At 69.2% G+C, this 22376-nt stretch carries 23 protein-coding genes; 9 read left to right on the plus strand and 14 right to left on the minus strand.

The features are described from left to right. Position 1: 1 nt before the first annotated feature. Positions 2–1984 (minus strand): beta-galactosidase, encoded by a 1983-nt coding sequence (locus BLT23_RS27000; RefSeq protein ID WP_090053697.1) that lies wholly within the window; start codon positions 1982–1984, stop codon positions 2–4. Positions 1985–2222: 238 nt separating this feature from the next. Between BLT23_RS27000 and BLT23_RS27005 the strand changes: the two genes are divergently transcribed. From BLT23_RS27005 to BLT23_RS27015, 3 genes are read left to right on the plus strand one after another with little or no spacing between them, the layout of a single operon-like run. Further along, positions 2223–3530, plus strand: coding sequence for an ABC transporter substrate-binding protein (locus BLT23_RS27005; RefSeq protein ID WP_245744196.1), 1308 nt, complete (start codon positions 2223–2225; stop codon positions 3528–3530). Further along, a complete protein-coding gene (locus BLT23_RS27010) occupies positions 3527–4480 on the plus strand; it encodes a carbohydrate ABC transporter permease (RefSeq protein WP_245744198.1) in 954 nt (317 codons plus the stop codon). Before BLT23_RS27005 ends, BLT23_RS27010 begins: the two co-directional genes overlap by 4 nt. Continuing rightward, positions 4477–5376: a carbohydrate ABC transporter permease gene (locus BLT23_RS27015; RefSeq protein WP_245744199.1), complete on the plus strand. Its 900-nt coding sequence runs from the start codon at positions 4477–4479 to the stop codon at positions 5374–5376. The genes BLT23_RS27010 and BLT23_RS27015 overlap by 4 nt, the downstream gene beginning before the upstream one ends. A gap of 87 nt (positions 5377–5463) precedes the next feature. Here BLT23_RS27015 and lepB read toward each other — a convergent pair whose 3' ends face one another. From lepB to BLT23_RS27055, 8 genes are all read right to left on the minus strand, one after another. Beyond that, positions 5464–6306 (minus strand): signal peptidase I, encoded by an 843-nt coding sequence (gene lepB, locus BLT23_RS27020; protein WP_245744201.1) that lies wholly within the window; start codon positions 6304–6306, stop codon positions 5464–5466. Positions 6307–6315: 9 nt separating this feature from the next. Further along, complete coding sequence (locus BLT23_RS27025; protein ID WP_090053895.1) at positions 6316–7701, minus strand: sensor histidine kinase; 1386 nt, start codon at positions 7699–7701, stop codon at positions 6316–6318. Further along, positions 7701–8396 (minus strand): response regulator transcription factor, encoded by a 696-nt coding sequence (locus BLT23_RS27030; protein ID WP_090053700.1) that lies wholly within the window; start codon positions 8394–8396, stop codon positions 7701–7703. The genes BLT23_RS27025 and BLT23_RS27030 overlap by 1 nt, the downstream gene beginning before the upstream one ends. Positions 8397–8466: 70 nt before the next feature. Next, positions 8467–9078 carry a trimeric intracellular cation channel family protein gene (locus tag BLT23_RS27035; RefSeq protein ID WP_090053701.1) on the minus strand — a complete coding sequence of 204 codons (612 nt, stop codon included), beginning with the start codon at positions 9076–9078 and terminating at the stop codon, positions 8467–8469. Positions 9079–9097: 19 nt separating this feature from the next. Continuing rightward, on the minus strand, positions 9098–10081 hold the full coding sequence (locus BLT23_RS27040; protein ID WP_090053703.1) for a nucleotidyltransferase domain-containing protein: 984 nt from the start codon (positions 10079–10081) through the stop codon (positions 9098–9100). Positions 10082–10130: 49 nt separating this feature from the next. After that, complete coding sequence (locus BLT23_RS27045) at positions 10131–11291, minus strand: GNAT family N-acetyltransferase (RefSeq protein ID WP_090053706.1); 1161 nt, start codon at positions 11289–11291, stop codon at positions 10131–10133. Positions 11292–11300: 9 nt separating this feature from the next. Next, on the minus strand, positions 11301–12116 hold the full coding sequence (locus BLT23_RS27050; RefSeq protein ID WP_090053709.1) for a 3-hydroxyacyl-CoA dehydrogenase family protein: 816 nt from the start codon (positions 12114–12116) through the stop codon (positions 11301–11303). Beyond that, entirely contained in the window at positions 12113–12430 is a 318-nt protein-coding gene (locus tag BLT23_RS27055) for an EthD family reductase (RefSeq protein ID WP_090053711.1), read from the minus strand. Before BLT23_RS27055 ends, BLT23_RS27050 begins: the two co-directional genes overlap by 4 nt. Before the next feature lie 74 nt (positions 12431–12504). On the opposite strand from BLT23_RS27055, the gene BLT23_RS27060 reads away from it, so the two are divergent. After that, on the plus strand, positions 12505–13179 hold the full coding sequence (locus tag BLT23_RS27060; protein WP_090053714.1) for a histidine phosphatase family protein: 675 nt from the start codon (positions 12505–12507) through the stop codon (positions 13177–13179). A gap of 194 nt (positions 13180–13373) precedes the next feature. On the opposite strand, the gene rpmF is transcribed toward BLT23_RS27060, so the two are convergent. Genes rpmF through BLT23_RS27075 form a run of 3 tightly spaced genes read right to left on the minus strand, consistent with a single transcriptional unit; the run spans position 13374 to position 14667 of the window. Continuing rightward, positions 13374–13535 (minus strand): 50S ribosomal protein L32, encoded by a 162-nt coding sequence (gene rpmF / locus BLT23_RS27065; protein WP_071812574.1) that lies wholly within the window; start codon positions 13533–13535, stop codon positions 13374–13376. After that, entirely contained in the window at positions 13535–13786 is a 252-nt protein-coding gene (locus BLT23_RS27070; protein ID WP_090053717.1) for a type B 50S ribosomal protein L31, read from the minus strand. Before BLT23_RS27070 ends, rpmF begins: the two co-directional genes overlap by 1 nt. Further along, complete coding sequence (locus tag BLT23_RS27075; RefSeq protein ID WP_090053720.1) at positions 13783–14667, minus strand: GTP-binding protein; 885 nt, start codon at positions 14665–14667, stop codon at positions 13783–13785. The genes BLT23_RS27070 and BLT23_RS27075 overlap by 4 nt, the downstream gene beginning before the upstream one ends. Positions 14668–14717: 50 nt before the next feature. Between BLT23_RS27075 and rpmB the strand changes: the two genes are divergently transcribed. Further along, positions 14718–14948, plus strand: coding sequence for a 50S ribosomal protein L28 (gene rpmB, locus BLT23_RS27080; protein WP_090053722.1), 231 nt, complete (start codon positions 14718–14720; stop codon positions 14946–14948). Continuing rightward, positions 14948–15115 (plus strand): 50S ribosomal protein L33, encoded by a 168-nt coding sequence (gene rpmG / locus BLT23_RS27085; protein WP_090053724.1) that lies wholly within the window; start codon positions 14948–14950, stop codon positions 15113–15115. Before rpmB ends, rpmG begins: the two co-directional genes overlap by 1 nt. 6 nt (positions 15116–15121) lie before the next feature. On the opposite strand, the gene BLT23_RS27090 is transcribed toward rpmG, so the two are convergent. Beyond that, complete coding sequence (locus tag BLT23_RS27090; RefSeq protein WP_143036053.1) at positions 15122–15409, minus strand: hypothetical protein; 288 nt, start codon at positions 15407–15409, stop codon at positions 15122–15124. Positions 15410–15549: 140 nt separating this feature from the next. On the opposite strand from BLT23_RS27090, the gene bluB reads away from it, so the two are divergent. Together bluB and BLT23_RS27100 are read left to right on the plus strand one after the other, a co-directional pair. After that, positions 15550–16176 carry a 5,6-dimethylbenzimidazole synthase gene (bluB, locus tag BLT23_RS27095; protein WP_090053730.1) on the plus strand — a complete coding sequence of 209 codons (627 nt, stop codon included), beginning with the start codon at positions 15550–15552 and terminating at the stop codon, positions 16174–16176. A 335-nt stretch (positions 16177–16511) separates the two neighbouring features. Next, on the plus strand, positions 16512–18011 hold the full coding sequence (locus BLT23_RS27100) for a GGDEF domain-containing protein (RefSeq protein WP_090053733.1): 1500 nt from the start codon (positions 16512–16514) through the stop codon (positions 18009–18011). A 25-nt stretch (positions 18012–18036) separates the two neighbouring features. Here the strand turns inward: BLT23_RS27100 and BLT23_RS27105 are convergent, their stop codons facing one another. After that, positions 18037–18684, minus strand: a complete 648-nt coding sequence (locus BLT23_RS27105; RefSeq protein WP_090053897.1) for a response regulator — start codon at positions 18682–18684, stop codon at positions 18037–18039. Between the two features lie 438 nt (positions 18685–19122). Between BLT23_RS27105 and BLT23_RS27110 the strand changes: the two genes are divergently transcribed. Continuing rightward, positions 19123–22326, plus strand: coding sequence for a penicillin acylase family protein (locus BLT23_RS27110; protein ID WP_090053736.1), 3204 nt, complete (start codon positions 19123–19125; stop codon positions 22324–22326). Positions 22327–22376: the final 50 nt, after the last annotated feature.

Consider the following 22376-nt stretch of genomic DNA (forward strand, 5'->3'; position numbering starts at 1 on the left):
CTCACACCTCTTCCCTGAGGACGACGACGTCCCCGGCGCGCACGGTGAGGCGTCCGGAGACCTGCGTGCCGGACAACACGTCGACCCCGGACGCCTCGATCTGCGCGTCGGTGCCGGAGTGGTTCACGGCGAAGAGCCACGATACGTCGCCCTTGCGCCTGACCAGCTCGATTCCCGTGGGTGAAACGGCGACACCCGCGCCGGAGAGCGCGTTTTCCACCGTTCGGCCGAGACCGGCCTCGTCGAGGTCGCACGCCACGTACCACGCGACACCGTTGCCGAAGCTGTTGCGCGTGATGGCCGCGACGCCCGGCAACGGTCCGTCCGCATAGGAGGCGACCACGTCGGCGCCGCGGGTGTGGAGGTGCTCGGTCCACATCGACGCCGTCGAACCGTCGCTCAGCGAGACGGTCTCGTCCTTCCGAAGCGGGAAGAACTCCTCCGACCACACGCCCAGCACGTCGCGGAACGCGCCGGGGTAGCCGCCCAGCCGCACCCGCGTGTGCTCGTCGGCCACCCCGGACAGGTACGTGACGACGACGTGCCCGCCGCCCGCCACGTAATCGGCGATCACGTGGGCGTGCGCGTCGGACACCGCGTAGAAGGCCGGTACGACCACCAGCGAGTAGCCGGAGAGGTTCGTGCCCGGCGCGACGAAGTCGACCGTGACACCGGCCTGCCAGAGCGCCTTGTAGTAGCCCAGGACATGCCGGTAGTAGTCGAAGTCCGCGGTGGGGTGCGCGTCCTGCCGCAGTGCCCAGTTGGACTGGAAGTCGTACAGGACCGCAACGGACGCGTCCACAGTGGACCCGACGACGTCGCGCAGCTTCGCGTACTCGGCACCGACCTCGCAGACCTCGCGGTACACCTTGGTCTCCGTGCCGGCGTGCGGGACCATCGCCGAGTGGTAGCGCTCGCTGCCGCCGCGCGACTGCCGCCACTGGAAGAACAGCGTGCCGTCCGCGCCGCGGGCGATGTTCTGGAACGAGTGCCGCCGCATCTCCCCCGGCAGCTTCGCGATGTTGCGGTGCTGCCAGTTCACCGCGGACGTCGAGTTCTCCATGAGCAGCCACGGTTTGCCGCCCGCGAGACCGCGCACCAGGTCGGCGGACATGGCGAGCTCGACGTGCCGGTCCGGCGACTCGGCCTGCGTGTAGTGGTCGTTGGAGACGAAGTCGACCTCGCGCGCCCACTTCCAGTAGTCGAGGTCGCCGAACGTCCAGTTGGCCATGAAGTTCGTGGTGACCGGCACGTCCGGCGTGATCATGCGCAGCACGTCCCGCTCGGCCTTGTACAGCTCCAGGATCGCGTCGTCGGAGAACCTGTCGTAGTCGAGCACGTGCGCAGGGTTCGAGAACGTCGGCGTGACGCGCGGCGGCAGGACCTGCGCGAAGTCGGTGTAGCCCTGGCTCCAGAACGCCGTGGACCACGCGTCGTTGAGCTGGTCGAGGGTGTAGCGGCCGGCCAGCCACTCGCGGAACGACGCCGCGCACGCGTCGCAGTAGCAGCGCTTCACGTGGCAGGCGTACTCGTTGCCGACGTGCCACGCGGCCAGCGCGGGGTGGTCGCGGTAGTGCGAGGCCATCTCGGCGGCGAGTGCCGTCGCCCTGTCCCGGTAGATCGGCGACGACGGGCAGTACGCCTGCCGGGAGCCGTGCGAGAGCCGCACGCCGTCCGCGCGGACGGGCAACATCTCGGGGTGCTCGGCGGTCAGCCAGGGCGGCGGCGCGGCGGTGGCGGTCGCGAGGTCGACGCGGATGCCACCGGCGTGCAGGAGGTCCATCACGCGGTCGAGCCACTCGAAGCGGTACTCGCCCTTGCTGACCTCGATCCGGCCCCAGGAGAAGATCCCGAGGCTGACCATCGTGACGCCGGCCCGTCGCATGAGCTCGACGTCCTCGGTCCAGACGTGTTCTGGCCACTGCTCTGGGTTGTAGTCAGCGCCCCAGCCCAGGCCCGGCAGGTCGATCGGCCACGTCGTCACGGCCGCAAGAGTGGCTGACTTCGGCCCCGAACGTCAACACAAGCAAACACAACTTTCCGTTGAGGTCTGTGCGCCGAAGTACCGGGACGAGTACCGGGAACGCTCACCACACCGCGCTGTGCACGGGTTTAACAGCTCCGTAACGGGGCTTGACATGGTGTATGACTGCGACCACATTGTGCGCAACTTTGTTGGAGTCCTGTTCGGTTCGCACGAGCGAGTGTCACCTGTAGGAGCGATGATGGTTCGGTACACGCCTGGTTCCACTCCGTTACCGCACTTCGGTCGGCGCGCGATGCTGCGGGCCATGCTGGCGGGCGCCGGCGTCGCCGCGGCGAGTGGCGTCCTCTCGGCGTGCGGCTCCGGCTCCGGCGGCGACCCCAACGCGGTCACGTTCGGCAACAACCTGTCCGACCAGGTGCCGAAGGACGCGATCACCGCCGCGCTCAAGGCTTTCGAGGGCCAGTCGGGCGGCCTGTCCGTCACGATCAACACCAAGCAGCACGAGCAGTACCAGGAACAGATCAACAACTACCTGCAGGGCAAGCCGGACGACGTGCTCGCGTGGTTCGCGGGCTACCGCATGCGGTTCTTCGCCGACCAGGGCCTCACCGGCGACCTCACCGACCTGTGGGGCAAGATCGGCGGCAACTACTCCGACGCGCTCAAGCAGGCGTCCACGGCCTCGGACGGCAAGCAGTACTTCGTGCCGTTCACCAACTACCCGTGGGGCGTGTTCTACCGCAAGAGCCTGTGGCAGGAACGCGGCTACGCGGAGCCCAAGACCCTCGACGAGCTCGTCGCGCTCGCCACGAAGATGAAGTCCGACGGCCTGGTCCCGATCGCCTTCGCGCAGAAGCAGGGCTGGCCCGGCATGGGCACGTTCGACCAGCTCAACTTCCGCATCAACGGGTACCAGTTCCACGTGGACCTGCTGGCGGGCAAGGAGGACTGGCAGGACAAGCGCGTCAAGGAGGTCTTCGACACCTGGAAGCGCCTGCTGCCGTTCCACCAGGAGAACGCGCTCGGCCGCGACTGGCAGGAAGCCGCGCAGTCGTTGCAGCAGAAGAAGTCCGGCATGTACCTGCTGGGCTCGTTCCTCGGCCAGCAGTTCCCCGACGCGGAGAAGGACGACCTCGACTTCTTCCCGTTCCCGGAGATCAACCCCGAGCACGGCACCGACACGGTCGAGGCGCCGATCGACGGCTACATGATGGCCAAGAAGCCCGCCAACTCCGAGGGCGCGCTCAAGCTGCTCGAGTACCTGTCGACGGCCGAGCCGCAGCTCACCTACCTGAAGTCCGACTCGTCCGTGGTCGCCACCAACAAGGACGCGGACACCTCCGGCTACAACTCGCTGCAGAAGAAGGCGGCCGAGGTCATCAAGAACGCCAAGCACGTCACGCAGTTCCTCGACCGCGACACCGACCCCGGCTTCGCGAGCGAGGCCGCCACCAACGGCATCATCGAGTTCATCAAGAACCCCGACAACGTCGACTCCGTGCTCAAGGGCATGGCCGACCAGGCGAAGAACATCTTCAAGTGACGGCGTTGCAGGAGAAGCCGCAGGCGGCGGTCCCCGGAGGACCGCCGCCTCGTCGGCGTGGAAAACGTGCCACCGCCCTCGCGGGCACGGACAAACTGGTGCTGGGGCTCATGCTCGGCATCCCCGCGGTCGTGCACCTGCTGTTCGTGTGGATCCCCGCGCTGGGCTCGGTCGCCCTGTCGTTCAGCGAGTGGAACGGCATCGGCGGCTTCGAGGACATCGAGTGGATCGGTGTCGGGAACTACGTCGAGATCTTCACCGAGTACCCGCGGTTCTGGCCCGCGGTGCAGCACAACCTCATCTGGCTGGTGTTCCTGCTCGTCGTGCCCACGTCGGCGGGTCTGCTGCTGGCGGTGCTGCTCGACCGCGAGCTGAGGTTCAGCCGGGTCTACCAGAGCGCGCTGTACCTGCCGATGGTGCTGTCGCTCGCGCTCGTCGGCTTCATCTGGCAGCTCATCTACACGCCCGACGGCGGCCTGCTGAACTCGGTGCTGGGCCTCGACAAACCGGTCGACTGGATCGGCGACTCGGACATCAACCTCTACGCGGTGCTCGTCGCCGCGGCCTGGCGGCACACCGGCTACATCATGCTGCTGTACCTGGCGGGCCTGAAGTCCGTCGACCCGGCGCTGAAGGAAGCGGCGGCACTGGACGGCGCCTCGTCCGCCCAGACGTTCTTCCGCGTCACGTTCCCGGTGATGAAGCCCGTCAACATCGTCGTGCTCGTGGTGACGGTGATCGAGGCGCTGCGCGCGTTCGACATCGTCTACGTCATCAACAAGGGCCGCAACGGCCTGGAGCTGCTGTCGGTCCTGGTGACCGACAACATCATCGGCGAGGCGTCCCGCATCGGCCGCGGCTCCGCGGTCGCCGTGGTGCTGCTGACGATCTCGCTCGGCTTCATCATCACGTACCTGTACCAGGTGTTCAGCAAGGAGAACCGGACGTGACGGCGACCCTGGAACGCCCTGCCGCCAAAGCGAACAAGCGGTCGGTGACGCCCGCCAGGATCGCGCTGCACGTGTTCCTGGTCCTCACGTGCCTGATGACGCTGGCACCACTGCTGTGGGCGATGTACGCGTCACTGCGGACGTACGAGGACACTTCGGTCAACGGGTACTTCTCGCTCGCCGAGTCGCTGACGTTCGAGAACTTCGCCAAGGCGTGGGAGATCGGCAACCTGCCGCAGTACTACTGGAACACGCTGCTGATCACGATCCCGGCACTGGTGGTCACGCTGCTGCTGAGCTCGATGGTCGCGTTCGGCGTCGCGCGGTTCAGCTTCAAGTTCAACATCGCCTTGCTGATGCTGTTCACCGCCGGCAACCTGCTGCCGCAGCAGGTCATCGTGACCCCGCTGTGGCGGCTGTACCGGCTGATCGAGCTGCCGGTGTGGATGTCGGAGAGCGAGTCGCTCATCGACTCCCAGCTCGGCGTGATCCTGATCCACATCGCGTTCCAGATGGGCTTCTGCACGTTCGTGCTCTCCAACTACATGAAGACCATCCCGTACGAGCTGACCGAGGCGGCCCGGGTGGACGGGGCTTCGGTGTTCCGGCAGTACTGGCAGCTCACCCTGCCGTTGTGCCGGCCGGTGCTGGCGGCTCTGGCCACGCTGGAGTTCACCTGGATCTACAACGACTTCCTGTGGGCGCTGGTGCTGATCCAGGACGGGGACAAGATGCCCGTCACCTCTGCGTTGCAGAACCTCAAGGGCACGTTCTTCACCGACAACAACCTGATCGCCGCCGGGTCGCTGTTGGTGGCGTTGCCGACGCTGGTGGTGTTCTTCGTGTTGCAGCGGCAGTTCGTCGGCGGGTTGACGCTCGGCTCGACCAAGGGCTGACCGGCTCCTCGGTCACGTCATCGCCGCTCCACGACGATGCGAAGGGGCGGGGACCTCGTGGTCCCCGCCCCTTCCGCGTGTCTTCGGCTACCGGCCGCCGGTCTGCGGGTTGTGGTCCGAGATGGTGCCCCAGCGGCCCACCGGGATCACGATCACGCGGGCCTTGCCCACGACGTTCTCGATCGGGATGGCGCCGTCCGCGGGGGTCGGGTCGCCGTGCTTGCGCGAGTCCGACGAGTTGTTGCGGTTGTCGCCCATCACCCACAGCTTGCCCGCGGGGACGGTGACCTTCTCGAAGGACTCCTGCTGGCGGGGGCCGCCGTTGAAGTTCAGGTACGGCTCGTCCAGGGGCTTGCCGTCGACCATCACCCTGCCCTGGTCGTCGCAGCACTCGACGGTCTGGCCGCCGACGGCGATGACGCGCTTGATGAAGTCGGTGCCGCTGGGCTCGGAGAGGTTCACCATCGAGCCGAGGTCCTGGAGCGTGCCCACGACGAAGTTCGGGGGCTGCTGGCCGCCGGTCCAGTTCGGCGGGCCGCGGAAGACGATCACGTCGCCGGGGCGCGGGTCGTTGAACAGGTACGTGATCTTCTCGACCAGCACCTTGTCGTTCACGCAGCCCGTGCAGCCGTGCAGCGTCGTCTCCATCGAGGCCGACGGGATGACGAACACGCGCGCGACGAACGTCTGGATCACCACGGTCAGCAGGATCGCCACGCTGAAGATGACGAGCAGCTCTTTCCAGAACGGCTGCTTCTTCTTCGGCTTCTTCTTGGAGAACTTGGGTGACCTGTCCTCTTCCTCGTACGACGAGGAGGACGAAGCGGACGACCTGGACGTGGAGAAGCGCGTGGTGCGCTCGGAACCGTCTCCGGGGGGAGGCGTCGTCTCCCAGGTCGACGAAGAATCGTCGTTCACGCGATGACTCACACCCCCACCTTACGGACGTCCGGGTAGGCGCAAGGTGAACAGGGCACCGCCTTCCGGGGCCCTCCCCGCCGTCGCCGTGCCGCCGTGGCGTTGCGCCACCTGCTTGACGATCGCCAGCCCGAGACCGGAACCGGGCAGGGTCCTCGCCTCGGACGAACGGTAGAACCGCTCGAAAACGTGAGGTAGATCGGCATCCGCGATGCCGGGACCCGCGTCGGCGACCTCCACGACGGCGCTGCCGTCGCCGATCTGGCGGAGGTTCAGCCGCACGGACGAACCGGACGGACTGAACTTCACGGCGTTGTCGAGGAGGTTCAGAACCGCGCGTTCGAGAGCGCTGGAATCACCCAGAAGTGTCCACGGTTGGAGCTGCACGTCGAACCTCACGTCGTTCGAGGCGCGGCGGCGGGCGCGATCCAAGGCCCGTTCCACGACCTCGACGAGGTCCACGGGTTCGTGCACGACCTGAGGTGCGTCCTCGCGGGCCAGCTCGACGAGGTCGCCGATCAACGTCGTCAGCTCGTCGAGCTGGCCGCGGACGTCCGACTGGATCTCCCGCTTGTCCTCTTCGGACAACGTGGGTGAATCCGGGCGTTCCGACGCGAGCAGCAGCTCCAGGTTGGTGCGCATGGACGTCAGCGGCGTGCGCAGCTCGTGGCCCGCGTCGGCGACCAGGCGGCGTTGCCGTTCCTGCGACTCCGCGACGGCGCCGAGCATCGCGTTGAAGCTGTGCGTGAGCCGGGCCAGCTCGTCGTCGCCGGACACCGGGATCGGTCTGAGGTCACCGGTGTTCGCGACGCGTTCGGTCGCCTCGGTCAGCCGCTGCACGGGGCGCAGGCCCGTGCGCGCGACGGCCGTGCCCGCGATGGCCGCGAGCAGCACCCCGGCACCGCCTATGAGCAGCAGGACGACGCTGAGCTTGGCGAGCGTCGTGCGCTGCGGCGACATCGACTGGGCGATGATGATCGCCTGGTCCGGCTGGTACTCGACGGCGATGACCCGCGACTCGGTCTTGTGGTCGGTCCAGATGAACTCGTCGCGCTCGCCCTGGGCGACGTCCCACGCCTGCTCGACCGTCGGCGGGCGTTCGGAGCCCTGCGGGAAGAGCAGCTGGCCGGTGTCGGCGAGCAGGACGCCCATCTTCACGTCGCCCGCCGCGAGGAACGCCGCGGGGTACTTGCCGACGAAGTCCGGGGTGTTGATCTTCTCGCCGGTCGCCACCGCGACCGCGCGCGTGCGCAGGCTCTCGTCCAGCGCGTCGTACACGCTCTTGCGCACGATCATGTACGCGCCGAACGACACCAGCGCGACGGCCCCGGCGACGCAGAACGCCGCGAGCCAGGTGACGCGGGCCCGCAGCGACGCCCTCTGCAGGCGCCCCTGGGGTTCGTGGATCACGGAGGCGTCTCCCGCAGCACATAGCCCACCCCACGCACCGTGTGGATCAGCCGCGGCTCGCCATCGGCCTCCGTCTTGCGGCGCAGGTACCCCACGTAGACCTCCAGAGCGTTGCCCGAGGTCGGGAAGTCGTATCCCCACACGTCCTCCAGGATGCGGCTGCGGGTGAGCACCTGGCGCGGATGCGCCAGCAGGAGCTCGAGCAGTGCGAACTCGGTGCGGGTGAGACTGATGGGCCGGGCGCCGCGGCGGACGTCCCTCGTGGACGGGTCCAGCTCCAGGTCGGCGAACTTCAGCACGGCGGCCGACTGCGTCGCGGCGGCGTCGTCGTGGGCGGCGCGGCGCAGCAGGGCGCGGAGCCGGGCCAGCAGCTCCTCCAGCGCGAACGGCTTGGGCAGGTAGTCGTCGGCGCCGGCGTCCAGGCCGGACACCCTGTCGCTCACCGCGTCCCGCGCCGTCAGCACGAGGATCGGCAGGTCGTCACCGGTGCTGCGGAGCCTGCGGCACACCTCGAGGCCGTCCAGCCGGGGCATCATCACGTCGAGCACCATCGCGTCCGGCCTGGCGGCGGTCACCGACTCCAGTGCCTGCATGCCGTCTCCGGCCGTCTCGACCTGGTAGCCGTTGAACTGGAGCGAACGGCGGAGTGACTCCCTGACCGCTCGATCGTCGTCGACAACGAGGATGCGCATGAGGGCAAGTCTTGCCGAGCCATCTGAGAGGCGCCTGAGAAGGTCCCTAACTGCGGGTGTGAGTTCGGCGTTAACCATCCAGGCCGCGCGCGACCGGTGCGTTCCACTTCCGCCAGAGCGCGATCAGCCTGATGGTGATGATTATTGACGCGCCGATCAAAGCGACCAGGCCCTTTGGCAGCTTGGCCCACTCTCCCAGCGCGACGACGACCGCCCCGCACAGCGCTGCCACGGCGTAGATCTCTCTCCTCAGGACCAACGGGATTTCCCGAAGAAGAAGATCGCGGAGCGCGCCGCCTCCGATGCCGGTGGTCATCCCGATGAGGCAGGCCGCGTACGGCGGTGCGCCGAGCGACAGCGCGGTGGTGGTGCCGGACGTGACGAACAGGCCGAGCCCCACGGCGTCGAGCAGCAGCACCGACCGGCGGAGCTTCTCGAACTGCGGGTGGTACCAGAAGACCACCAGCCCGGTGACGCCCGCGACCAGCAGGTACGGCCAGGTCCGCAGGGTCGTCGGCGGGTGCACGCCGAGCAGGACGTCGCGGATGACGCCGCCGCCCAGCGCGGTCGTGAGCGCCAGGATGATCACGCCGAACACGTCCAGGCGGGCGCGGACCGCCGCCACCGCGCCGGAGGCGGCGAAGACGGCGATCCCGATCAGCTCCAGGACGATGAGCAGCACGGACAGTGAGACTAGTTAATCAGCGCGGTGTCGCATTCCGGCGATAGCCGTCCTCCATCCGCCCACCGGCGGCGGCCAGCACGTGCTCCACGACCGCGATGAACCGCTCCGGCCCCTCGCCACGCACCAGCGCCCGGTAGGAGTCGACGATCTCGTCCTCCTTGGCGTCGCGCAGCCGGCGCATCAGCCACTTGCCGTGCCCCAGCCACCGGTTCTGCACGACCAGCGCCAGCTCGCCCACGCAGGTCAGCAGCCGTGCCGCGACGAACAGCAGCTCGTCGTCGTCGCGGGCGCCGATGAGGTCCTCCAGCAGGTCCGTCGTGCCGTACCTGCGGTCCTCCAGCTCGGTCGTCGTCGCGGGTGGCGGGCCCGCGTCGAGCAGGACGCGCGCCTCGGCCCGCATCCGCTGACCGGTGCCGTCGGCGTCGAGCATGAGGAAGCCCTCCGCGCACATGTGCAGCAGCGGAGGGCGCCGGTCCTTGGTGTCGCGCGCGACGAAGTCCTGGAAGGACTCGACCGTGTGGCAGAACAGCTCGACCGGCCAGCCGCGGTGCACGAACGTCTCGCGGAACGCGCCGGGCAGGTCGTGGACGATCACGACCATGTCCAGGTCCGAGTTGGCCGTGTAGGTGCCGGACGCGACGCTGCCGCCCAGGAACGCCGCCCGTGCCAGCGGGTACCGCTCGTCCAGCACCTCGCGGGCGGCCTGGACGGGGTCCTTGTCCCAGTCCAGGGGCTGGCCGGTGACGTAGTAGTCCTGCTCGGGGTCGAGCGGCCCGAGCACCTTCTCGACGTCGTGCCACGCCTCCGGCACGACCTGGTGCAGGTCGACGAGCCACGGGTTGTCCTCGGCGTCGAAGAACGGCCGGATCCGCACGAACTCCTCGCGGGTGATCTCCCGCTCGCTGATCGACGCGCCGTTGTGCTGCCGCGAATAGCCCTTCAGGCGCCAACCGATGTTGTCGCCGTAGGCGTGCCTCACCTCGTCCTCGTCCCCCGCCATGTCCCTCATTGTTACTTGAGGACGCCTTTCGAGTGAACAGCGACGCGCGTCAGAAGAAGTCGGCGATCCGCGGTGTTCCCGCCGCGCCGGTGAGCTGGTCCAGCACCGCGGCGTCGGCCGGGTCGCCGTCGAGCAGGCCCGCCCTGCGCAGCGCGTGGGTGTTCTGGGCACCGGAGAACCACGGCCCCAGCGCCCGCGCGTGCAGCCGGACCGCGCCGCTGCCACCGGGTTCGAGCCGGACCGTGCCGTCCTCCACGACGAGCCGGTGCGGACCGGCGTGCCACGGCGCGTGCGGGTCGGCGACGTCGAGGTCCACGGCGGCGTTCGCGAGCCTCGGCCAGCCGCGGGCGGCCACGGCGGCGGGCAGGTCGACGACGCGCAGCATCCACGGCCTGGTCCGCACCGGGTGTCCCACCGGCGTGCCCGCCAGCAGCTCGACCGTGGCCGGGTCGGTGATCCGCAGGTCGACGGCGTCGAGCGTGCCGGCCCACGAAGCCAAGGAGGCGAGGAGGTTCAGCTGCGCCTCGACGTCCACGGCGACGAGGTCGAAGACCTTGAGGCAGCCGAGTTCGCCGTCACCGGTCTCGCGGCGCGCGGTGAGGTACCCGCGCAGGCCGTCCGGTCCCGGCAGCACGGTGACCACGTCCATCTCCAGGACCTTCGCGGGGTCGAACCGCGGCGGGCGCCGGTCGAGCATGCCGTCGACGGTCCGCGCCACCTCCAGGTAGCACTCGTGCAGCGCGGCGAGATCGCTCTCCCGTGCCGGCCGCGCCGGAATCCGCTCGCTCGGCTTCGGCACGACGAGCAGCCGGTCCATCGGGATCTCGATCCATTCGAGGACGCCGGACCGTTCCCAGCCGCGTCCCCGGTAGAGGGTCGGCACGGTCGCGTAGAGCGCGGACAGCACCTCGCCGTGCTCACGCATGTTCGTCAGGGCGGCGTCGAGCAGCGCGTTCGCCACGCCACGGCCCCGCATCGCACCGTCGACGGCGACACCGCCGACCCCGGCCATCGGGACCGCGGCGCCGCCGTAGAACTGCGCGTACTCGTTGAGCACGAGCGTCCCGGCGACCTGGCCGTCCAGCTCGGCGACCAGGCCGCGCCGCCCCGGTATCACGAGCCGTTCCGGCTTCTGAGGCGCGTTGAACGCGATCTTGTGGAGCCGGAACACGGCGTCCAGGTCGTCGTCGGTGAACTCCCTGATGTGCATGGGCTTTCTCTACCAGGTGAAGAAGCCCTGGCCCGACTTCTTTCCCAGCTCGCCGCGGGCGACCTTGTCGCGCAGCAGCCGCGGCGGCTCGAAGCGCGGCCCGAGCTCCGCCGCCAGGTGTTCGGCGATGGCCAGCCGGACGTCGAGCCCGACCAGGTCGGTGAGCTCCAGCGGCCCCATCGGCCAGCGGTAGCCGAGCTTCATGCCGGTGTCGATGTCCGCGGCGGAGGCGACGCCCTCCTCCAGCATCCGGATCGCTTCCACGCCCACGGCGACGCCGAGCCGTGACGTCGCGAAACCGGGCGAGTCGCGCACCTCGATGACGGTCTTGCCCAGCTCCTCCGCCCACGCGCGGGCCTTGGCGACGTTCGCCGGGTCGACGCCCTCGTGGTGGACGAGCTCGACGAGCTGCTGCACCGGGACGGGGTTGAAGAAGTGCATGCCCAGCACGCGCTCACCGGGCAGCCCGGCGGCGATCTCGGCGATCGAGAGCGAGGACGTGTTGGACGCCAGCACGGCGCGCGGGCACCTCGCCGCCGCGTCACCGAGCACCTTCTGCTTGAGCGGCACGTTCTCCGGCACGGCCTCGACGACCAGCTCGGCGTCGACCGGCAGCTCACCGGTGCTCAGGTTCGCGAACACCGCGTCGGCGTCGGCGAGCTTGCCCTTCTCCTGGGCCTTGCCGAGCGACCGCCGGACGGCGAGACGACCCTGTTCCGCGCGGTCGGCGTCGGCCTCGGCCAGCGTGACCTCGTGCCCGCCCGCGAGCAGCACGTGGACGATGCCCGCGCCCATCGTGCCGCCACCGATGACGACGGCCTTCACGCCACGACCTCGGCGCTGAACATGGCGACGAGCTCCATGCCGCCGATCTCGGCGAGGTTGGCGCCGGACGTCGCCCACTCCGGCGACTGGACGGCGGCCTTGAACGCCTCCTCCGACTCGAAGTACATCTCGGCGACCAGGTGCGGCTCGGTCTCGCCGAGGAACCCCGCGAAGAACACCCGCTGCACCCTGGCGACCTCGGCGCGCACCAGTCCGGGGACCGCGCCCACGACGGGCAGGTGCGACTCGAAGTACTTCCGGTCGAAGTCCTCGGGGTCCGCGGGCTTCTTGTACAGCGCGATGTACTTGATCATGTGACACCATCCTCTTCGACTCGCCGAGCACTGTAACGCCCGGGGTACCCAGCGGACTGGGGCACGATGGTGAGGTGCGGATCATCCTGCTGCGCCACGGGCAGAGCCTCGGCAACGTCGACGAGCTCGCCTACTGCCGCATCCCCGACCACGCGCTCCCCCTCACCGAGACCGGCGAGGAGCAGGCCGTCTCGACCGGCGCGACCATCAAGGCCCTCGTCGGCGACGGCCCGGTCGCGGCCTACGTCTCGCCGTACCGGCGCACCCGCCGGACGTTCGAGCTGCTGGACATCGACGCCGAACGCGTGGTGCACGAACCGCGGCTGCGCGAGCAGGACTGGGGCAACCTCCAGGACCCGACCGAGCAGGAGGTGCTCAAGCACCAGCGGCACGCGTTCGGGCACTTCTTCTTCCGGCTGCCCAACGGCGAGTCGGGCGCGGACGTGGACGACCGCTTGGCGGCGTTCCTGGACGGCCTGGAAGCCCGCCTGCTGAAGGACGACGCGCATCCGAAGACGGTGCTGATCGTGTCGCACGGCCTGACGATCAGGCTGTTGTGCCGCAGGCTGTTCGACTGGAGCATCGAGCTGTTCGAGTCACTGTCCAATCCGGACACCTGCGAGCACCGCGTGCTGGACCACGACGGCACGGGGTGGAGGCTGGACCGCCCGTTCGACCAGTGGCAGGACTCACCGGACGGGACGACCCAGCTACCCCCTGACACGCCCTCCCGCATTCGCTTTCCGTAACCACTTCCCCGCACGCGACTCCCCTTCGTGTTTGCCTCGTAGGACGCGGGGGCCCCGCGTGTTCGTGACGGACACGCGGGGCCCCCGCGTCCTAAAGGCATGTCACGGAGAGGCGTCGCTGTCCGCTGGCCGGGTGACATGCGGTCGTGGTTACGCGCGGGGATCAGCGGCGGGACAGCACCTCGGGCGCAGCGCTAGAGCAACCCGCGCTTGTAGGCGGCCACCAGGCGGCGCGGCACGAGGAGCTCCTTGCCGTCCAGCGTGCGCACGCGCACGAGATCGGGCGCCGTGGCCTTCCACTGCGAGCGGCGGTGGCGCGTGTTGGAACGTGACGTCTTGCGCTTCGGGACGGCCATCAGCGCCCTCGCTTCCCGTAGCGGCGGTTGAACTTCTCGACGCGGCCCGCGGTGTCGACGAGCCGTTGCGTGCCCGTCCAGAACGGGTGCGAGTCGGCGGTGATGTCGACGACGAGCAGCGGGTAGGAGTTGCCGTCCTCCCACTCGATCGTCCGGCCGGAGGTGGCGGTCGACCGGGTCAGGAAGGTCTTCCCGGTGGACGCGTCCTGGAAGACGACCGGGTGGTAGTCGGGGTGGATTCCTGGTTTCACAGCGCCAGCTTTCGAATCGAGTCCACAAAGGACAGTTCGTCGTCGGTGAGCAGCGCTCCGGCGAACGCCGCGGTGATGTGGTCCGGCTCCCCGACCGTGATCGCCACGATCCGGGTGGTCCTGCCGTCGCGAGGCCCGCCGGGGGCGACGTGCAGCCCGCCGCCCGCGGACTCCAGGTGCAGCGCGACATCCGGTTCGTCGGCGACCCAGAGCCGTCCGCGCGACCGCACCACCGTGCCGTCGAGCAACGCGTCGAGCGCCTCGTCCAGCCGGGTGGGGTGGAACGGCCGGTCGGCCGTGAAAACCGCTGTGGAGACACCACTTTCCGGCGTGAGCGGCACCAGCCGCGGCCGCGTGCTCCTGCGCACGACCACGTCGTCCGGCGTGCAGACGTGGGCGCCGGGAGCCAGCCGGCCGAGCACCGCGAGCGTCCGTTCGTCGGCATCTCCTTGCAGCACCAGCACGTCCGCCGCTTCGGCCTGCGCGACGACGACCTGGGCGACGGTGCGCTGGTCGGTGACCATCGACGCGTCGCCGAGCGCGTCGTCGAGCCAGGTCGCCGCGTCGAGCACGGTGATCACGCACTCCACGTCGGCACCGAGATCGCGGCGCACCACGTCCGGTTCCAGCAGCGGGTCCAAGTGCAGCACGAGCGTGTGTCCGCGGAAGGTGCCGAGCAGGTCACGCAGGTCCTCCCGCACGGTGCAGGACACGCACCCGTGCAGCAGCTCGACGTCCGTGGCGACGCCGTCGACCCATCTGCGCACGCGCCCTTCTCCGGCGACGTGCCGCACCAGCACCGATCCGGGCCGGTCCCGCCACACCCGCACGGCGACGTCGTGCTCCACCAGCCCCGCCACCAGGACGACAACGGTTTCCATGTGAGGTACCGTAGATGAAAACGAATGTCGTTTCAATCTGGAGGTAAGTCGTGCGCTGTCAGCTGACCGGCCGCGAGCCCGGCTTCGGCAACCGCGTCTCCCACTCGCACCGCAAGACGCGGCGCCGCTGGAACCCGAACGTCCAGCGGAAGCGGTACTGGGTGCCGTCGCTGAACCGGTTCGTGACGCTCACCCTGTCCGCCAAGGCGATCAAGACGATCGACCGGATCGGCGTCGAGGCCGCCGTGGCACGGCTGCGCGCTCAGGGGGTGCAGGTCTGATGGCCAGGGGCAACGACGTGCGGCCGATCATCAAGATGAGGTCGACGGCCGGCACCGGCTACACCTACGTGACCCGCAAGAACCGCCGCAACGACCCGGACCGCCTGGTGCTGCGCAAGTACGACCCCGTCGCGCGCAGGCACGTCGACTTCAAGGAGGAGCGCTGACGCCCGTCACGAAGGCAGGGCGGGCCGCTCCGTCGCGAACCCGGTGAAGCGGATCGCCGCGCCGGCCACGACCGCCAGCACGGCGAGCTGCGCCAGCAACGCGAGCACCCGGGTCGTGTGTCCGTCGACCGTGAGGTCGCCGCGGACACCGACCAGGAAGGTCGCGTAGAGGCCCCAGCACTGCAAAGCGGCCAGGCCCGCCCCGACGATCGTGGTGCGCAGCGACACCACGACGACGACCGCGGCGAGCAGGAGCAGGGACAGCACCGGCCAGGCGCCGGTGAACGTGGTCACGCCGACTCCGCACCCGAAACCCAGGGCGGCGCCGTGACCACCTCCCATTCTTCTCATCCGGCCGGTCTAGCGGCCGGATGAGACCAGCGCCACCTCTCCGGCGCGAAGTTGGCGCTTTCGGGTGAGGCACGATCGGTCGAATGAGCCTGTACGAGGTGGTGCACCGGCGCCGTGACACGCGTGCCGAGTTCACCGGTGAGGAAATCGCGCCCGACGTGCTGCGGCGGGTGCTCGAAGCGGCGCACGCGGCACCGAGCGTCGGCCTTTCCCAGCCGTGGGACTTCGTGCTGGTGCGCGACGAGTCGACCCGGCGCGCGTTCCGCGACCACGTGCAGGCCGAGCGCAGCGTGTTCGCCGCCCAGCTCGACGCCGATCGCGCGGAGGCGTTCTCCCGCATCAAGGTCGAGGGCGTCATGGAGTCGTCCCTCGGCGTCGTCGTCACCTACGACCCCGACCGCGGCTCGCCCGCGGTGCTCGGCAGGCACGCGATCGCGGACGCGGGCCTGTACTCGGTGTGCCTGGCCATCCAGAACCTGTGGCTCGCGGCGACGGAGGAGGGCCTGGGCGTCGGCTGGGTGAGCTTCTACCGGGAGGACGTGCTGCGCCGCCTGCTCGACATCCCCGCACGGCTCCGGCCGGTGGCGTGGCTGTGCGTCGGGCCGGTCCGCTCCCTGCCCGACACCCCCGATCTGGAACGGCACGGCTGGCGCAACCGGATGCCGCTCGACTCCGTTGTTCATTACGACGTGTTCGGCCGACGAAACTGAAACAATTTGTAGGCGCAAGGAGTTTTTCGCGATGCGTTCCGCCGAGGCCGGTGTCCCCGCCCCCACCAGCCGGAACACCCGGTGTTTTCATCGCCGATGAATTGCGGAGACGACCGCGTGACGTACTTGAAAACGGTGTCAGGCGACAACCGGCGCCGACACCGTTGACAAGCAGCCGCGCTACGGAATGATCGTCGATCGAGCCCAGGCACTGCGCTCCCCGCCGCGCGGCCGAACCCGCCAGGTGACGTGCTGCACCACCACCGGCACGGGGAGCGACCACCCCGGTAGCCTGTGCAGGCCGCTCGGCGAGTCGGAACGGAGTCGATGAACGAGTGGAGCAGCGTGATCCGCTGGTAGCGGGCCAGGTGCCGCGGCTGGACCGGGAGGTCCGCGCGTTGCTCAACGCTGGCCGCCTGCCGGAGGCGAACAGTCTTCTCGACGAGGTGGTCACCAAGGTGTCCCCCGGCGCCGACCGCTGGGTCCGGTCGGCCGTGCTGGTCAACCGCGCTGTGCTGGCGTGGCGCCTCGGGCGCATCCCGCTCGCGCTGGAGCTGGCCGCGGAGGGCTGGACCGACCTCGACGCGGACCGGTCGGACAGCCCCGCCGTCGCGCAGACGATGGGCTCGCTCGGCTACCTGATGGAGGGCATCGGCAACCGCCGTGCCGCACTCGACATGCTGCGGATGTCCGTCCAGGTCGCGCGGCGGGCAGGCAACACCGACACGCTGGCGCACTGCCTGCAACGCCTCGGCGGCTCGCTGAACTTCCGCGCCTGCGCCGGGCCTCCCGCTGCCGCACCGGCCGTCTTCGAGGAAGCGCTGGCCTACCTCGACGAAGGGCTCGGCGTCGTCAAGGACGAGTCGATCCGGCGCGCGCTCATGGGCGCCTACGGGCGGTCGTTGGCCGGTGTGGGGCAGTTGGAGAAAGCCGAGGAAGTCGGCGAGGAGACCCTGCGGCTGTCCAAGGACAGCAACGACCTGTGGGGCATCTCGGTCGGCAACTGGGTTCTCGCCGTCGTGCACCGGGAACAGGGTCTTCTGGAGAAAGCGCGCACACTCGCGGCCCGTGCGGTGACGAACGCCGAACGCGTCAACGACACGTCACTGCTGCTGCGGTTCTCCACGGAGCTCGCGGACATCTGCCACTCGCTGGACGACTCGGTCGGCGAGGCGGTGGCGTTGCGGCGGTCGATGCAGGCGGCGCGCACGGCGACGGAGACGTTGCAGGAGGGCCTCGGCCAGGCGCTGGAGCAGCGCCGGGTGGCCGTGCAGGCGCAACGGCTCGCGGTGGCGGCGCAGGAGGCCGCGGCGCGCGACCCGTTGACGGGCCTCGCGAACCGGCTCGGGCTGGAACGCGCCGCCCAGGCGCTGCTGGAGTCGACGGCGGCGCGCGGCCGGGTGCCGTGGCTGGTGCTCGTCGACGTCGACTGGTTCAAGAACGTCAACGACGACGCCGGGCACGCGACGGGCGACGCGGCGCTGCGCGAGATCGCCACGTTGCTGCGGCGCGAGTGCCGGGCGGACGACCTGGTGGCGCGCTGGGCGGGCGACGAGTTCGTCGTGCTGCTGGGTGACACCGGGCCGAACAGGGACGTGGGTCCGAACGTCGCCGAACGCATCCGCGCGGCCGTCGACGGGCACGACTGGGCGATGGTGCTGGGCTCGGTCCGCCGACCGACGGTGAGCATCGGGGTGGCGGCGGGACCGGCCAAGCTGGACCAGCTGTTCGCGGCCGCGGACATGGCGCTCTACCGCGCCAAGCGCCACGGCCGCAACAGGGTCGAGGTCGAGCCGTCCGCGGACGAGCTCCCCGAGCGAGTGTCGGGGAGCTGAGGGACGGCGTTCTCCCGGCGGACGGTCAGGCGATCAGGCCGCCGCGGTAGGCCACCAGCGCGGCCTGCACGCGGTTGACCGCGCCGATCTTGCCCAGCACGGACGAGACGTAGCCCTTCACCGTCGCCTCCGACAGGTGCAGGGTGCCGCCGATCTCCGCGTTGGACATGCCCTGGCCGATCAGCACGAGCACCTCGCGCTCGCGTTCGGACAGGCTCTGGAGGAGCCGGCGAGCCGGTTCCGCCATCCGTTCGCCGTCGGCGACGGCCGCGAGGACCCGTGCCGCGACTCCCGGGTCGAGAACAGCACCTCCGCGCGCGAGGTCGCGCACGGCCTTGACCAGCTGCTCCGGTTCGGTGTCCTTGAGCAGGAAGCCCGCGGCCCCGAGGCGCAGCGCTTCCGAGACGTACTCGTCGACGTCGAACGTGGTCAGGATGCAGACCCTGGGCGGGTCGGGCAGGGTCCGCAGTCTCCGCAGAGCGGCGAGCCCGTCCGAGGTGCGCATCCGGATGTCGAGCAGGACCACGTGAGGACGGTGCTGGCGCGCCAGGTCGGCCACCAGGTGTCCGTCATCGCACTCGGCGACGACCTCGATGTCCCCGACGCTGCTCAGGATCATGCGAAGGCCCGAACGGACGAGGTCTTCGTCGTCGGCCAGCAGAACCTTGATCACGACGCCTCCCGCGTTGGCGTTCCGTGCTCCCACATGTTCGTGATCTTCGCGTACAACCGCCGAAGGTCACGTTAATTCTCAGTTATCTCATCATGTGGTAACGGATTTTCGAGATCGGCGGCGGCGTTCACAGTTACCGGAATTGGCCGATGACTTCGCTGCGTAGACATAGCACCGGTCGTTACGCCTGACTGACGGAACTCAGAGTGACCGAACACGGATATCCCAACCGGTGGAATGCCCTGCCGAAACACGGATGTACACCGGTAATCCGATTCAGAACTCACGCACCGTTCGTCGTTTCGATCCAGATGAATGACTGCACCGATACAGACGCATCGCGGCAATCCGGCAAACGCGAAGGTCTTTCGCAATAGCCGTCGCGGAAAGTAACGTGCGTCACAACAGCCTGCCCTGCACGGAGAGGAGCTTCGCACGATGCGGAGAGCCAATCCGGTGACGACCCTGCTGGCCACCGCCGCCGTCACCGCCTCGCTCGTGATCGTCCCGTCCGCCACCGTCCAGGCCGCGGAGCCGCGTGCGGCCTCGTTCGCGCCGGACGACTACTGCCTGGGCCAGTGCGGCGACGTCGTGCCACCCGGCAACAACGGCAACGCGACACTCGCCGAGATCCTCGCCCACAAGGCGTTCGGCACCCGGCCCGCCCACTCGGCCGACCAGCTCGGCAAGTACGACGCCCTGGTCTCCGGCTACAGCGGCCTCACCAACGAGCAGCTGACGAACTTCTTCAACGACGCGTCGTTCGGCGTTCCGGCCGACCAGGTCGAGAGCACGGTCAAACCGCGCGCGGACGTCACGATCGTGCGGGACAAGAAGATCGGCATGCCACACATCACCGGCACCACCCGGTCCGGGACGATGTTCGGCGCCGGGTACGCCGCCGCGCAGGACCGCCTGTGGCTCATGGACCTGTTCCGCCACCTCGGCCGCGGCCAGCTGAGCGGCTTCGCGGGCGGCGCGCCGTCCAACCGGGCGCTGGAGCAGAGCTTCTACAACCAGATCGCGTACACCGAGGCCGACCTGCAGAAGCAGATCGACACCGCGGCCGCCCGAGGCGGTGAGCGGGGCCGTCAGGCGGTGGCCGACGTCGACGACTACATCGCCGGCATCAACTCCTACCTCACCCAGTCCGTGGCGGCGCGGAACTTCCCCGGCGAGTACGTGCTGACCGGGCACGCCGACGCGATCACCAACTGGAACGACATCCAGCCGTTCAAGGCGACCGACATGGTGGCCATCGCGTCCGTCGTCGGCGGCCTGTTCGGCGCGGGCGGAGGCGGCGAGGTCCAGTCGGCGCTCGTGAAGCTGGCCGCGCAGAACAGGTACGGCGCCGCCGTCGGCGAGCAGGTGTGGCAGGCGTTCCGGGCGCAGAACGACCCCGAGGCCGTCCTGACCCTCCACGACGGACAGTCCTTCCCGTACGCGGCTTCTCCCGCGTCACCCCAGGGCGTGGCGATGCCCGACGCCGGCAGCATCACGCCGGAACGGATGGTCTACGACGAGGTCGGCGGCGCCGGGGCGTCCGTCGCGGTGCCTGCCGCCGCGGACGTGGCCCGTGCGCGCGGGATCTTCGAGGACGGCGTCCTGCCCGCCGACCTGCTGAACAAGAAGCACGGCATGTCCAACGCCCTCGCGGTCTCCGGCGCCCACACCGACTCCGGCAACCCGATCGCCGTGTGGGGCCCGCAGACCGGCTACTTCGCGCCGCAGCTGCTGATGCTGCAAGAGCTCAACGGCCCCGGCGTGCGTTCGCGCGGCGTCGCGTTCGCGGGCGTCTCCATGTACGTGCAGCTCGGCCGTGGCGTCGACTACTCGTGGAGCGCGACCTCGTCGGGCCAGGACATCGTCGACACCTACGCCGTCGAGCTGTGCAACCCGGACGGCTCCCCCGCGACGAAAGCCTCGTCGTCGTACGTCTTCCACGGCGCCTGCGTGCCGATGGAACGCCTGGAGCGCAAGAACGCCTGGAAGCCGACCGTCGCCGACGGCACACCCGCCGGCTCGTACACGCTGGTGATGTGGCGGACCAAGTACGGCCTCGTGACGAGCCGTGCCACCGTCGGCGGCAAGGTCGTCGCATACACCTCGCTGCGGTCGACCTACCTGCACGAGGTCGACTCGATCATCGGGTTCCAGGAGCTCAACGACCCGGACGCGATCCGTTCCGCCGCGGACTTCCAGCGGGCGGCCAACAAGATCGGGTACGCGTTCAACTGGTTCTACGTCGACTCCCGCGACACCGCGTACTTCAACTCCGGCCTGAACCCGGTGCGCAAGTCCACTGTGGACCCGAACCTGCCGGTGTGGGCCCGCCCGGAGTTCGAGTGGGTCGACTGGAACGGCGACGAGAACACCTCCGCCGTCATGCCGTTCGCCGCCCACCCGAACTCGGTCAACCAGGACTACTACATCTCGTGGAACAACAAGCAGGCGAAGGACTTCACGTTCGGCGCCTTCGGCCACAGCTCCGTGCACCGCGGCGACCTGCTCGACAAACGGGTGCGCGCCCTGATCGCGTCCGGCCAGAAGGTCACCCGCGCGTCGCTGACCCGCGTCATGGCCGAGGCCGCCGTCGCCGACCTGCGCGCCGAACAGGTCCTGCCCGAGCTGCTGCGCGTCGTGGAGTCCGCCCCGGTCGACCCCTCCCTCGCGCCGGCCGTGCAGAAGCTGAAGGACTGGCAGCGCTCCGGCTCGTTGCGAAAGGAAACCCCGAAGGGCAGCAAGACCTATGCCCACTCCGACGCGATTCGGATTCTCGATGCCTGGTGGCCCCTGCTCGTCGAGGCGCAGTTCAAAACATCACTGGGCAATGAGTTGTACACCGCCCTGGTGAACGCCCAGCAGGTCGACGAGGCACCGTCCGACACGCACGGCGCCGCGCCGCACAAGGGCTCGTCGTTCCAGTACGGCTGGTGGGGCTACGTGGACAAGGACCTGCGCCGCGTCCTCGGCGACCCCGTGCAGGGCGCGTTCCCGCACACCTACTGCGGCGACGGCACCCTGACGGGTTGCCGCACGGCCCTCGTGACCTCCCTGCAGGCCGCGGCGGCCAAGCCCGCGAACCAGGTCTACCCAGGTGACGCGGACTGCGCGGCAGGCGACCAGTGGTGCGCCGACACGATCATCCACCGCGCGATGGGCGGCATCGCCCACGACAAGATCCACTGGCAGAACCGCCCGACCTACCAGCAGGTCGTGCAGTTCCCGTCCCACCGCGGCCAGAACATCACCAACCTGGCCCGGTCACGCACCGCCACCGCGTCGTCCCACGAGACGGGCTGGAACAACCTTCCTCCGTCCCACGCGGTCGACGGAAACCCCTCCACCCGCTGGGCGAGCGATTGGAGCGACAACCAATGGATCCAGGTCGATCTCGGCGCCGTGCAACAGATCGGTCGCGCTGTGTTGCGATGGGAGTCGGCCCACGGAAGCGGTTACCGCATCGAACTTTCCAATGACGGAACGAGCTGGCGCAACGTTTTCATGACAACCGTTGGCGATGGCGGCGACGATGTCGTAGCGTTCACGCCACAGGACGCGAGATACCTCCGGATGACCGGCATCCACCGGGCCACCCGCTACGGGTACTCCCTGTACGAGCTTGAGGTCTACAGCTTGTAGACCTTCGAGATGAGGACGCCGATCCACCCCCAGGGGTCGGCGTCCTCTAC

The sequence above is a fragment of the Lentzea fradiae genome, from assembly GCF_900100955.1.
In the GTDB taxonomy this organism is placed as follows: Bacteria; Actinomycetota; Actinomycetes; order Mycobacteriales; family Pseudonocardiaceae; genus Lentzea; species Lentzea fradiae.

Coding starts and splice junctions, on each gene's coding strand:
- rpmF (WP_071812574.1), bottom strand. CDS start 13,535: ATGGCCGTCCCGAAGCGCAAGACGTCACGTTCCAACACGCGCCACCGC.
- bluB (WP_090053730.1), top strand. CDS start 15,550: ATGAGCCTGTACGAGGTGGTGCACCGGCGCCGTGACACGCGTGCCGAG.
- BLT23_RS27075 (WP_090053720.1), bottom strand. CDS start 14,667: ATGGAAACCGTTGTCGTCCTGGTGGCGGGGCTGGTGGAGCACGACGTC.
- BLT23_RS27040 (WP_090053703.1), bottom strand. CDS start 10,081: ATGGCGGGGGACGAGGACGAGGTGAGGCACGCCTACGGCGACAACATC.
- BLT23_RS27045 (WP_090053706.1), bottom strand. CDS start 11,291: ATGCACATCAGGGAGTTCACCGACGACGACCTGGACGCCGTGTTCCGG.
- BLT23_RS27055 (WP_090053711.1), bottom strand. CDS start 12,430: ATGATCAAGTACATCGCGCTGTACAAGAAGCCCGCGGACCCCGAGGAC.
- BLT23_RS27030 (WP_090053700.1), bottom strand. CDS start 8,396: ATGCGCATCCTCGTTGTCGACGACGATCGAGCGGTCAGGGAGTCACTC.
- rpmG (WP_090053724.1), top strand. CDS start 14,948: ATGGCCAGGGGCAACGACGTGCGGCCGATCATCAAGATGAGGTCGACG.
- BLT23_RS27110 (WP_090053736.1), top strand. CDS start 19,123: ATGCGGAGAGCCAATCCGGTGACGACCCTGCTGGCCACCGCCGCCGTC.
- BLT23_RS27005 (WP_245744196.1), top strand. CDS start 2,223: ATGATGGTTCGGTACACGCCTGGTTCCACTCCGTTACCGCACTTCGGT.